Below are 11,684 nucleotides of genomic sequence, written 5' to 3'. Positions count from 1 at the left end.
CCTGCAAGCCTTCGACATCGCCTTCGACGGCCGACTCTCCCTCGGCCGCCGCTAACTCACACCACCCGAGTTACACCGTTCGTTGGACAGACCCGTTGCGTAAGGCCGATGACCCTCGAGGCTGTGATGGCGGCAGTACGGTGAGCAGCCCGACCCTGGCCGAGCCAGCGGCGTACCGGGCCGGCGCCCCCCGCTTGCAAGCCGTCGCGAAGGTGCTGCCCGTCAGGCTCCGGAGGGGATAGGCACGTCCTTCAGAACGAGAACGTGTCCGGAGTGGAATTCGGTCACTGTGAAGGTGAGACGGGTGGCTGGTGGGTTGGTGTCCTCGACTACGTGGACGAGGCTCCTTCTCTGGTGTGGTGGTGGATGATCCCCGCCTTCGAGGTTGCCTTGGAAGGGCACTTCTTTCAGGAGCGTGCCGTCCTGGTTGGTAATTTCATATTCCAAACTAAAGAATTCGCTTTCGTCGCTGCGTTCGACGTAGGCGGTGATGGTGAAGGCCGGGCGTTGTTTGAACTGCCAATTGCTGGTGGTCCTGGCGACCGACTTTACGGTGTAGGTCCAGCCGAACCCCTCCACTGTCCACGGAGGCGGGCCCGAGGCAGGCACGACCTTCTGCGTGGATGACGACTCCGTTGACTGCTGTGTTGAAGGCGTCGTTGACTGTTCAGTTGACGGCGTCGTTGGCTGTTTGGTCGAGGGCGTTGTTGGCGGGGCCGTTGGCTGCTTCGCTGATGGCGTCGTTGACGGCTTCGGTGCCGGCAGGAACGGGGGCAGCGACAGATTGAGCATGCCTACGCCGCTCGTCGCAACCCAGACGGCCGCCACCGCGGCCACGCAGAGCGCGATGACCGTACGGGCCCTGATCCGTCGTCGGGGAATAGTCGGTTCCCGGGCGATCTCATCGTGGGTCGTCGGCGGAGGCTGTCTGTTGGTGTTCCCACTCGCTACAGGGGGCTTCTGCGGGGGTGGGGGGCTTGTGGTGTAGGCGGTCGGTGATTCCATTGGCGGCCCGTCAGGAGCTGCCCCCGGGGCTGGCCCTGGCGGGGTTTGGGGTGCTTGCCTGGTGGGAGGCTCGGTGGTCTTGGGCGGTGCCTCGATTGTTGGCTGTGTGTCGGGCACAGGGCTGTCCGCCGGTTCGCCCGGGGTTTGTGGTGGCGCGGGCAGGATGGACTGCAACTGCGCGGTCGCGGCAGCGGATACGCCTCTGCTGTCGTCGGTGGCAAGACGGCGGATCTCTTCGAGGACAGTGGCGCGGACGGTCTCGTTGCCGATCCGGTACAGGCGGGCGAGTCCGTCGAGGACACCGATCCGGGCGTTGGCGATCGGGCTGTCGATAGCGTTGCGCAGGTGCGCCGGCAGTGACCAGTTGACGTTGCGTGCGATGACGATCCGGCCTTCGACGTTGTCCTGCTTCTTGGGCCGTTGCTGGGGAATCTCGTCGACGACCCGGTCGTGGACGTAGCTGTACAGCTCGTCGAGGGTGATGTCTCCGTCGCCGTCGAGGTCGGCGCTGCCATCTCGCAGGCCCGCCACAAGGTACCGGGTGAATACCGACTGCGCGGCCTCCCCTTGCGGCTGGTTGCCCTCGAAGGAGTATTGCGTGGCATCCGAGGCCGTCAGCACGGTGCGTCCGCGGCCCTGGAAGCGCTCCAGGGTGTGCACGTCGGTGTCGCCCTTCGCGGCACGCCCGGCCGGGAAGGCGCCGCTGTAGCAGCAGTCGAGGATCAGCACGTTACGGCGGGACATGGAGCCGGACATGGCCTGGTCGATCTGCTCGGCGGGCAGCGAGGTGAACAGCAGGCTGCTGCGCCGGGTGTTCGCTGTGGCCAGGTAGAGGCGGCCGTCGTCGTCCTTCAGGCCGTGACCGGTGAAGTACAGCAGCGTCAGGTCGTCGCGACGCCGGTCCCGGTACAGGCTGGCGATGGCCTCACCGATGCGGTAATGCGGCTCGTTGATCATCGTGGTGACTTCGAACCCGGCGATGTCCGGGTCCTTGAGGACAGCAGCGAATGCCTCCGCGTCATGTGCGGGGGCCGTCAGTCTTCGCAGGCCGGTGTCCTCGTAGTTATATGTGGCGACCAACAGCGCCAATCGGCGTCCCATGATCAACCACCCGTGTGTCGCCGGATGTACGCATCGATCAGATCTCGCCGCTCGGCTTCGGACGCCCGCTCCAGCTCGATCGTATCGCCGTCGATGGTCAGCGAGATGCGATGCCGTGCGGAGTGCCGACTGAGCCAGTCCCGCACAGTCTCAACGAGCCCGGAGAACACTCCGCCGGACGCGCTGAGCGCCACCACGATTGCCCCGAACGTGACCGGATCGGAACCCTTGGCTCCCTGCGGAATTGCGCTGATGGGGGCGGGACGGACCGATTCGACGTCCAGTTCGACGACCTCAGCCCTCAGCCCCCGCACCAGCCGCTCGACGACCTCTGGATCATGATCTGGGTCGGACGCCACCACCAACAGTACGTCCACCACGTCAGCCGCCCGGCAAGCCGCCTCGGCGCCCCCTGCAGAAACGTCATCTTGCATGTGCTTCCCCCCGGCACCGCCATATCCAGCGAAGCTGCGCCTCCACAGTGTGGCGGACAATGGGATCCAACGGCACTATGTCGGAAGTACTGCAGCTAATCAGCCTGCAGTCAACTGGTGTTGAGGTGACGCTGGCAGTCGCGTCGGCGATGCCCTTCCCATATCGCGCCAGGATCAGCGTCGTTGCGATGACGCTGCGCTTCCCTTCGAGGTGTCATCGCCCTTGCAGGTCGTTGCGACATATGTCCAGGAAGCGGTCGCCGGCGGTTCCCAGGTCTGATGTGAGAGCGCGGATCCGTTCGTTGAGGACCGGGTGGTCTGAGGCGAATGCGGCGCCGGAGTCCAGATCGCGGAGGATGTCGTTGCCGCCGTTGCGGGCGGTCCGCCAGATGCGCAGTCCGGCCTCACGTGCGTGATCAGCACCGAAGAGAGCCACGTGATTGTAGGCCTTACGTAGCTGCGTTCTGAGCTCTTGCCAGCGAGCTTCGGTCTCCGGGCGATGAGCGGCAGCCTCCGGGCCGATGAGGCGGGGCAGTTCGGATCGTATGAACTGCAGTGCTTCCTCACCTGCGAGGGAGAGGGCGGAGTAGGCCTTCAGGCGTTCATCGCGAAGCCAACGCCCCTGCTCGCCCTCCAGGCGCATCGCCTCGAGGGCGCGGGTGTCGCGGGCTCTGCGTTGCTCCAGGGACGCGTTGGCCAGGAGTGTGAGCACTACACCGCCCAGGGTCGCCCCTACGGTGATCAGTTGAGTTGCGGTTCCGGGCTCCACGTGGCCTCCGCGTCGACGTGCTGGCATCCCAGTTTGCGTGCAGTGATGATGAGCAGGCTTGAGACAGTCACGGGTAGGTTTCCGATGCTGCTCATGGTCGGGCCGGAAGCCTTGGGGCGTCTCGCGGATGCGTCGATTTATCCGTACAGTGCTCCGTCCTGCCAGCAGGGCCCGTCCTCCACGAAGTCCTGGGTTTTGGCCGGGAAGAGTTCCACCAGGCTGCTGGTCATTTCCTCGGCGACCCCGACGACGCCACGGGGCTCGGGAACCGTGGCGGCGTGTTCGGTGGCAGCGGCGCAAGCCCGGCACGCATCCGTCAGACGCCAGATGCGACCCCCCGCGCTTCGTGCGAGGAGCAGGGCGATGGGGCCGCTGCAGCCGCGGTGACGCGGGTGCCAACGGCAGCCGTGCTCGCCGCACCTGCAGGTGCGCAGGTGGGCGGGGAGCGGTTCGGAACGGGCATGGAGGGCCAGGTGGTTCACGATGACGGCTCGCGTCGCGGCGGACCCGGACGTGGCCGGGATGCGGCCGCACTGCGGGCAGAGCAGGTCCGTCCCGCCAGGGCTGGGACGGACCTGGAGTGTCCAGGTGCGCTTCACCGGGTGGGGGAGTGCACGGTGCCCCATCGAGAGCTGTCCTCCCTACTGAATGACGAGCGGTTCGGCCGGCGCCCCGAGGCGGGGAGTGCCGGTGGCGGCACACGGTAGTGCAGACCTCTGCCCTGTCGCTCTCGGCCTGACAAGGGAAAATAGGGCAGAGGTCTGCACTGACAGGGCAGGGTTCTGCACCGTGCGATAGAGCGGTGACGATCACTCCGCCGCCCGACCCGAACCTCGACGCACTCCGCCAGGAGCTGTCACGACTGCGGGCCGAGCGCGGCTGGACCTACGACGAACTCGCCGCCCGAACAGGCCTGTCACGCCGCACATTGATCGAGATCGAACAGGGCCGCACCATCGGCACACTCGCCACCTGGCACGCCCTCGCCCACGCCCTCGGCGCCCCGCTCGACCAGCTCTTCGGCACCCTCTGCGCAGGCCACGAACCTCCCGGTCAGCCTGCCACCTGACCGACCTCACAAGCCTCGAGGGCTCTCACGGCCACGTGGGGCGACGCCACCCGAAACGGCGATCAGTGGCGAACGCGCGGACGATAAAGCGAACTCCAGCACGGCTGATGCAGCCACCAAGGTGACCCAGGCGGCCTGGTCAGCCCGCGTGCAGCGTGTCGCCCGTCATCGTCTGCGGTCATGCGTGCGACCAATAACTCCTTCGCTGACGAGGGATCCGCCTGGGACGGCAGCCAGAAGAACTACCGGCCCCGCCGGTCCTTGCGGATCGATACGGACAGCCCCAGTCGCCTGCTGCGGTCCGCACAGGGCGGCCGGTGCGACTACTGCGGGAACCGAGTCGAGTGGTACCAACGCCCCGGCAGCACTTCCGTCCCGCTCCACCCGGACGAGCTGCCCGCCGGCACGGTCCCGTCCGGTGAGCGCTGGCACGTCTCCTCCGGCATCGCTCACGCCTCCCACGACGGCAGCGCCTGGTGCCGCGTTCGGCATCACGCCGTGTGCCCGGCCGGCCCGGCCGGCAACCGCAGCCCGCTGCTGACGGAGACACGGCGTGCGCTGGGCCTGACCTCGCGCCGGCTGCAGGACGCCGGAGTGTTCACGCCCCAGCCCCAGGAGCCAGCCCGACCCGCGCCGCTCCCGCCTGTTCGGCCAGTGATGGGCCTGCTCTACACCCGCTACCTCGCCCCCGGTCCTCTTGAGGACCTTCAGTGCGTGGCCCACACCCGTACCCGCCGCCGCTGCTGCCAGCCAGTCCTGGACCCTCAGGCGCTGCCGGGTACGTGGCGACTGGAACCGGTGGACCCGCTCCTGCGCCCCGGCGATGGTCGGCTGCCCGCCGCTCAGGAGGTGATGGCGGTTTACGACCTGACCGATCTGCCGTATGCGGAGCAGTTGCGCTGGCACAAGCAGCGCTGCCCGACCCACGCCGCCATCGGTGAGGCAGCCGACCACGCGCGCACCGAATGGGAGCCCTTTCACCCCGACCGCCACCACCCGTTCATCCGTGATCGGCTTCCCGCCCCCTCGCCGGCGCCCGGTCGAGACCCTCGGTGACCGCCCGCCCAAACAACCCGGCTCGCCTCTACCCGCCTCCTCCGCCGACGGCATCGCCCTGCGGCCGACCCCGCCGCTTCAGCAACCTCGTAACTATCGACGCCGCTACCTATCGCCCCTGAGACGACACCTGACCAACCCTGCGCACCCCCGACCGCGCTCTCACAGAACGACGATGCTCAATCATGCTGCAGCCCACCGACGAACAGATCGCGGCCGCCGACGCCTTCGCCACGGGGGAGCACCTGGTGATCCAGGCCGGCGCCGGTACCGGCAAGACCACCACGCTCACCCAACTGGCTGCCGGCACCTCCCGGCGCGGCCTGTATGTGGCGTTCAACCGGGCCATCGCGCAGGACGCCGCCGGCCGCTTCCCCGGGACGGTGCTGTGCAAGACCGCTCACTCCCTGGCTTACGCCGCTATCGGTCACCGCTACCAGGCCCGCCTGAACGGACCCCGTCTGCCGGGCCGGCACACCGCCGACGCGCTGGGCATCACCAAGCCCATGCGGATCGGCGACCGCACCGTTTATCCGGCCACGCTGACCTCCACAGCCCAGCGCACCGTTACCCGCTTCTGCCATTCCGCCGACCCGGTCATCGACCGCCACCACGTGCCCCCGCTGCGCGGCCTGGACACCGAGGACCTGCACGCCGAGCTCGCCCGCCGCATCCTGCCCTACGCCCGCGCCGCGTGGGCGGACCTGCAGCACCCCGACACCGGCGCCGTCCGCTTCGAACACGACCACTACCTGAAACTGTGGGCCCTGTCCGACCCGAAACTCCACGCCGACTTCGTGCTCCTGGACGAGGCCCAGGACACCAACCCGGTCCTGGAACAGGTGCTGCTCAACCAGCGCGGGCACGCCCAGCTGGTCATGGTCGGCGATTCGGCGCAGGCCATCTACGGCTGGCGTGGCGCCAAGGACGTGATGACCGGCTTCGACGGCACGGCGCTGTCGCTGACCCGGTCTTTCCGGTTCGGGCCCCTGCTGGCTTTGGAGGCGAACCGGTGGCTGGCGATCGCCGATGCCCCGATCCGCCTGGAAGGCAGCCGGTCGATCCCCACTGAGGTCGGCAAGGTGACCCAGCCGGACGCGGTGCTGTGCCGTAGCAACATCGGCGCCATGGCCCAGATTTTCCGTTTCCTCGCCCTCGGCCGCAGGGTCGCGCTGGCCGGGGGAGGAGCGGCCCTGCAGGCTCTGGCCCTCGCCTCACGCGACCTGAAAGACGGGCGCCGCACCTCCCACCCCGAACTGGTGCTGTTCACCTCCTGGGGCCAGCTGCAGGACTACGCCGAACACGATCCCGCCGGCAGTGACCTGCAGCCCCTGGTCGACCTCGTCGACTACCACGGCACCGATGCCATCCTCGCCGCGGTCAACCGCCTCCACCGCGAGCAGGACGCGCAGGTCACGGTCTCGACCGCGCACAAGTCCAAGGGCCGTGAATGGCCCCAGGTCGAGATCGCCGACGACTTCCACCCACCCAAGGACAGTGACGAGACCGACGAGCACGGCAACCCCCTGCCCGGGCCGATCGACGAAGCCGACGCCCGCCTCGCCTACGTTGCCGTCACCCGCGCCCGCACCCGCCTCGACCTCGGCGGCCTGGAATGGATCAACGACCACCCCGACGGAAACCCCTGACCGGCAGGTCAAACGGAGCCCTTGTCGAGGAGAGAGGGTCACGGTTGGGCTGCAACGGCCGCGACAAGGAGGACACGTTTCCTCCTCTTTCCGTTATAGGAGTCTCAACGGCTGAGTTGTCGGTTGAGCTCGGCAAGGAGGTCGATGATCTCTAGTCGGCTGGTGTCGGCCGGCGTGCCGCGCGTGGTGCCGTATGCGAGCTCGACCAAAGCAGAGCGCACGGCGCCGAGTTCGTCTGCGGTGACGTCCAGCTGATACCACGACGCATTGGTCGCCCGGCCTGTCTCCTCGCGTAGCCGCATGGCAACGGTCTGAGCTGTCTCGGCGTCGGTGCCGGTCCGACACTGCCACTCGTCGTCACCGAGGTCGTCGAGTGCAATGTCGATGACGCTCGCCAGCAGCTGAAGCATCTGCGGATCGCCGGTGAGGCGAACGTGGGTCGGGGTGAGCCGGACGGCGGTGCGAGTGATGGGCACGTCGTCCAGGCCGGCGTGCCGTTCGCCCAGCATGAACTGGACGTTCTGGCGTTGCCAGCCGCGGGCGAGGTGCAGTGCGGTCATGCCGTCGGCGCTGACGGCGTCCGTGTCGGCGCCGGCCAGCAGAAGGACTGCGATCACTAGTTGTTCGTTGCGCTCCACCGCGTGCATCAACGCCGTTCGCCCCTGCCGGTCGCGGGCTTCCATGTCTGCGCCGGCCTGCAGGAGTACGTCCGCTGCGGCGTGATCGCCTCGTCGGGCGGCTATGACGATCGCTGGTGTCTCGTCGGAACGGCGTTGGTCGGGGTCCGCACCGTGCGCGAGGAGAAGGCGCAGTGCGGCTGGCGCGACGGGACGCATGACCGCGGTGATAAGAGGTGCCTCGTCGGCCGGACCCGGGGCCGCCCCCGCTTCCAGCAGCACCCGCAGCGTGGCAAGAGCCGCTGGTCTCGGGTGAAACGAGGTGTGGGACACGGCCTCCGTCAGCACACTCGACCTGGTGGCGGGCTCCGCCGCGAGGGCTCCGCGGGCAACGAGGAACTGCACCACCTTCGTGTGCGCCTCGAGCACGGCGGAGCGCAGCGGCGACGCGGTGTACGGGTCAGCGGCCTCGACGCGGGCGCCGGCGTCCATCAGCAGCTGCACGATCCCCAGCTGGCCGCTGCGCGCAGCCGCGGCCAGCACTGACCCCCGGAACCGGCCAACCGCCACGTTCGGGTCCGCACCGTCGGCCAGCGCCTGCCGAACGGTCACCTCGTCACCGGCCCGCACCGCCTCGATCAGGCGCTGATCGTCTGCAGAATTCATCGGTCATCACCACCCGTCAGGTCAGTGAACGCTCGCAGGTGCAGCCGCGCTGCCACATTGCTGGTGAACCAGGCGAAGAAGTCGCTGTCCGCGTCGAGGTCCTCGCGGACCGTGTCACACCAGTCCTGCCTGTCGAGTACCGCAAGGTACTGCTGCACGACGCGGTCACGTTGTTCGGCGGTGCACCCGCCTCGTTCCGGTGCCTTGGTCGTCAGGTGGTCGACGATGATTGCGGCGTCGTGTCGACGTATCTGCCCGCGGTCGGTGCCTGCCGATCAAGATGAGCGGCATATGCGGCGAGCACGACGGGCGCCGGCGGATAGCGCTCCAGGGTCATGCCCATGCCGCCGCAATCGGCCATCAACCTCATGAGTCGACCGGTGTGATCGACCAGGTCATCATCGACCTCAGTGCCCACGATCGCTTCGTGCAGGTGAGCGGCGGTGGCGACCTGGCCGGCGAAGTATCCGTTGAGGAAGTCGCCGTCGCAGGCATGGCGCAGCAGCCACTGGCGGGACTCGAACGTCGGGTGTCGGCAGAGGGCCTCGATGACGTAGACCCGGCCCCAGCCGGCAACTCGCTGGGCGAGCCACAACAATGCTTGTTCGCCGCCGCGGCGACGTCGCAGCGCATCAGCGGCCAACGCACCGAACTGGTTCGACAGCAGACCTATGGTCTGGATCAGCGGGATGTCTTCCTCCGCCCAGTCCGTGGCCAGCAGGGCAAGGCCGACGGTGGCGGCGCATCGATCCGTGCTGTGCCGCACAAGCCACCGGCCGGTCTGTCGCACCCGCTGCTTGTCCGCGCGCAGCGCCGCAGTGGCGATGTGCTCGTTGCTGTGGATCGGGACGTCGACATCATGGAAGGCATCGGTGAGTTGGCTGGGTGGTGCATCGGCCGCGGCGAAGTGCGCGTCGAGAATGACGGCAGCCTCGGCGCCCCTGAGCCGCTGATCTTTCGGCGGGCGGGGCGGTTGCCGGCGACGGTGGAGGTCGTCGTCCGGATACGGCTCGCCGTCCCGCGGTAGGGCACTGTCAGGATCCTGCCGATGCAGACGCAGGGCGTGCTCGAACAGTGTCGTCCGGGATCCGAGCGAACCACGCTCGGTCGTCACGCTCACCGGCGGACGGAGGACTCGATTCTTTCGATCATGCCAGGGATGATGCCAGCCCAGACCCTCCGAGGCAATTGACTTCTCATCTGACGCCACCCACGGTCGGCAACGAAGACCCTGGCCCTCCCAAGAGCGTGAGGTCCCCCCAGCGTAGCGGCGGCTGCGCCCGCTCGGTGATCAAGCGGCACCGGAACGTGATTATGGCCGGTACGCTCCTGCAGCAACGACCCACCCCCTGCCCCTGACCTGATCCATCACTGATGGATCAGCCACCAAGGACGCCCGAAGCGACGCGTTGATGAGGCTTCGTAGAAGTCCCCGGCTGCGCTCTTCATCCCCCATTTGTTTTGGTCCAGCCCATGACCCCGGAGGGGCGGTCCGAGGGGACCCTCGCACGCGTCTGTCGTTGAGCATTCCGCCCCAGCTATCAGCCGAGCGGAGACCTGCATACCCAGGAAGTCCCGACTCACCCTGGATGAACACACCGAGATGGGCCGCGTTCTTGCCGGCATCCGCGATGAACTCGCTCACCGGGCTGTCCAACTCGACGGCTGCTGCCAGGACCAGCCGTGCCGCTTCAGCAGCTGCCAGGTGCCCTCGACTGTGTAGGTGACGCGGAACAGCCGGCCGATCAGCGTCTTGATCCGGGCCAGCGTCCACCGCTGGTCCGCCCAGCCTTGGACGAGCGGTCCGCGCTTCAACTCGCCCTCCAGCTTGGCGATCTGGACGTCGTTGAGCCGAGGCCGACCGGGAGAACCCTTCGACAACAGCCCTGTCTCGCCGTGCTCGCGCCAAGCCCGGCGCCATCGCTCGACAGATCGCTCGCTCACCCGCAGTGCGGCAGCAATCTGCCCGTTCTTCTGCCCGTCCTCGAAGCGTTCCACGGCCTGCAGCCGGATCCGCTCCCGCGCGGCCCTCTCGGCGTCGGTCAGCCCGCCGCCCTGCGCGTACCTCACACGCAAAGGGCTATCGCCGCCAACAGCCAACTGTCAGGCGAACGACCCGACATCACTCAATCAAGTTCAGTAGCTACGGACAACCACGGGGCAGCCTGCTCGTCCGTTCGAAGACCGCTGGAGAGCCCCTCTGCACACCACCCTCCTCCTGCGCTCTCAGCCTGAGTGGTGGCCGGATCATCATGGGAGAGCTGACCCGTCAGGCCTCAGGACCGGCCTGGCGGAAGCCCCGATCCTTCTCCGCGGTGGCGACTGTAGTGCTCGCCGCGCTACCGACCGTCTGACCCACAACCTCGCGCATCACCGCTAGCCATGCGGTTGGTTAGTTCAAGAATCATTCGAACCGTGGACACCTGCCCCATCGCTTGTGCCCTGGCCTTCCAGCATGGCCAAGTCCGCAGCAGCGGACCGTGCCTCGGCGGCACCAATGCGGTGATAAATGCTTATAGCTTCCCGGAGGTGGTCAAGGGCACTTCCCCTCGCGTCTGCTTGTGCTGCGCAGTGGGCGATGCCCTCTAGCGCCCGTGCCTCTTCCAGAGGGCTGCCCACCCGACGCGCGAGATTCAGAGCCTGCCGGTACCGGCCAAGGCTCTCCTGTGGCTGGGCGGAGGCAGCCAGCAGCGCGCCGATACCGTTCAGTGCCTCAGCCTCACCAGGGAGGTTGCCGAGGGCGCGGTGGAGTTCCAGGGCCTGCTCCAGCAGGTCGGCCGCCGCCGGGAAGTCACCAGTCAGCCGCCGCACTGCCGCGAGCTCTGCCAGAGCGTAAGCCTCGCCGATGCGGGTGCCGAGGGCGCGGTGGAGTTCCAGGGCCTGCTCCAGCAGGTCGGCCGCAGCCGGGTAGTCACCAGTCAGCCGCCGCACCACGCCCAAGTCCCCTAGAGTGCCGGCCTCGCCAAAACGTTTGCCGAGGGCGCGGTGGAGTTCCAGGGCCTGCTCCAGCAGGTCGGCCGCCGCCTGATAGTCACCAGTCAGCCGCCGCACCACTCCCAACTTCCCCAAGCTCTCAGCCTCACCGTGCCGGTCACCGAGGGCGCGGTGGAGTTCCAGGGCCTGCTCCAGCAGGTCGGCCGCCGCCTGATAGTCACCAGTCGACCGCCGCACCACGCCCAAGTTCCCCAAGGTCTCAGCCTCACCGTGGCGAACGCCGAGGGCGCGGTGGAGTTCCAGGGCCTGCTCCAGCAGGACGAGCGCCGCCGGGAAGTCACCAGTCAACTGCTTCATCCTGCCGAGTTCCGCCAGGGCGTACGT

Annotated in this window: 10 protein-coding genes and 1 pseudogene; 3 read left to right on the top strand and 8 right to left on the bottom strand. The window is 67.8% G+C overall.

Features of this window, described 5'->3' with window-relative positions; translation table 11 throughout:
• Nucleotides 1-222 precede the first annotated feature (222 nt).
• The 3 genes from ACFW3D_RS32175 to ACFW3D_RS32165 form a co-directional block, all read right to left on the bottom strand.
• A complete protein-coding gene (locus tag ACFW3D_RS32175; RefSeq protein ID WP_500510219.1) occupies nt 223-2,106 on the bottom strand; it encodes a caspase family protein in 1,884 nt (627 codons plus the stop codon).
• 2 nt (nt 2,107-2,108) lie between these two features.
• Nucleotides 2,109-2,540 carry an effector-associated constant component EACC1 gene (locus ACFW3D_RS32170; protein WP_500510216.1) on the bottom strand — a complete coding sequence of 144 codons (432 nt, stop codon included), beginning with the start codon at nt 2,538-2,540 and terminating at the stop codon, nt 2,109-2,111.
• Nucleotides 2,541-2,754: 214 nt separating this feature from the next.
• Nucleotides 2,755-3,309, bottom strand: a complete 555-nt coding sequence (locus ACFW3D_RS32165; RefSeq protein ID WP_500510214.1) for a hypothetical protein — start codon at nt 3,307-3,309, stop codon at nt 2,755-2,757.
• Between the two features lie 802 nt (nt 3,310-4,111).
• Here ACFW3D_RS32165 and ACFW3D_RS32160 point away from each other — a divergent pair.
• From ACFW3D_RS32160 to ACFW3D_RS32150, 3 genes are all read left to right on the top strand, one after another.
• The gene (locus tag ACFW3D_RS32160; protein ID WP_500510211.1) at nt 4,112-4,378 is read left to right on the top strand and encodes a helix-turn-helix transcriptional regulator; all 267 of its coding nucleotides are present in this window, start codon (nt 4,112-4,114) and stop codon (nt 4,376-4,378) included.
• 180 nt (nt 4,379-4,558) lie between these two features.
• Nucleotides 4,559-5,434 carry a DUF6083 domain-containing protein gene (locus ACFW3D_RS32155; protein ID WP_500510209.1) on the top strand — a complete coding sequence of 292 codons (876 nt, stop codon included), beginning with the start codon at nt 4,559-4,561 and terminating at the stop codon, nt 5,432-5,434.
• 188 nt (nt 5,435-5,622) lie between these two features.
• On the top strand, nt 5,623-7,083 hold the full coding sequence (locus ACFW3D_RS32150; protein WP_500510223.1) for a UvrD-helicase domain-containing protein: 1,461 nt from the start codon (nt 5,623-5,625) through the stop codon (nt 7,081-7,083).
• A 104-nt stretch (nt 7,084-7,187) separates the two neighbouring features.
• On the opposite strand, the gene ACFW3D_RS32145 is transcribed toward ACFW3D_RS32150, so the two are convergent.
• The 5 genes and pseudogenes from ACFW3D_RS32145 to ACFW3D_RS32125 form a co-directional block, all read right to left on the bottom strand.
• Nucleotides 7,188-8,366, bottom strand: a complete 1,179-nt coding sequence (locus tag ACFW3D_RS32145; RefSeq protein ID WP_500510206.1) for an ankyrin repeat domain-containing protein — start codon at nt 8,364-8,366, stop codon at nt 7,188-7,190.
• Entirely contained in the window at nt 8,363-8,524 is a 162-nt protein-coding gene (locus ACFW3D_RS32140; protein ID WP_500510204.1) for a hypothetical protein, read from the bottom strand. The genes ACFW3D_RS32145 and ACFW3D_RS32140 overlap by 4 nt, the downstream gene beginning before the upstream one ends.
• 53 nt (nt 8,525-8,577) lie before the next feature.
• Complete coding sequence (locus tag ACFW3D_RS32135; RefSeq protein ID WP_500510202.1) at nt 8,578-9,486, bottom strand: hypothetical protein; 909 nt, start codon at nt 9,484-9,486, stop codon at nt 8,578-8,580.
• 539 nt (nt 9,487-10,025) lie between these two features.
• Nucleotides 10,026-10,436, bottom strand: a pseudogene (locus ACFW3D_RS32130) (winged helix-turn-helix domain-containing protein); the annotation flags it as partial.
• Between the two features lie 327 nt (nt 10,437-10,763).
• On the bottom strand, nt 10,764-11,684 hold a 921-nt coding region (locus ACFW3D_RS32125; RefSeq protein WP_500510200.1), incomplete at its 5' end, for a tetratricopeptide repeat protein.

It is taken from the genome of Streptomyces sp. NPDC058864 (assembly GCF_042742985.1).
GTDB lineage: Bacteria > Actinomycetota > Actinomycetes > Streptomycetales > Streptomycetaceae > Actinacidiphila.
This window is presented reverse-complemented; position numbering and strand designations above follow the sequence as displayed.

Bases quoted from the DNA above. Each gene is read 5' to 3' on its own strand.
- ACFW3D_RS32175 (WP_500510219.1), bottom strand. From the start codon at position 2,106: ATGGGACGCCGATTGGCGCTGTTGGTCGCCACATATAACTACGAGGAC.
- ACFW3D_RS32145 (WP_500510206.1), bottom strand. From the start codon at position 8,366: ATGAATTCTGCAGACGATCAGCGCCTGATCGAGGCGGTGCGGGCCGGT.
- ACFW3D_RS32155 (WP_500510209.1), top strand. From the start codon at position 4,559: ATGCGTGCGACCAATAACTCCTTCGCTGACGAGGGATCCGCCTGGGAC.
- ACFW3D_RS32170 (WP_500510216.1), bottom strand. From the start codon at position 2,540: ATGCAAGATGACGTTTCTGCAGGGGGCGCCGAGGCGGCTTGCCGGGCG.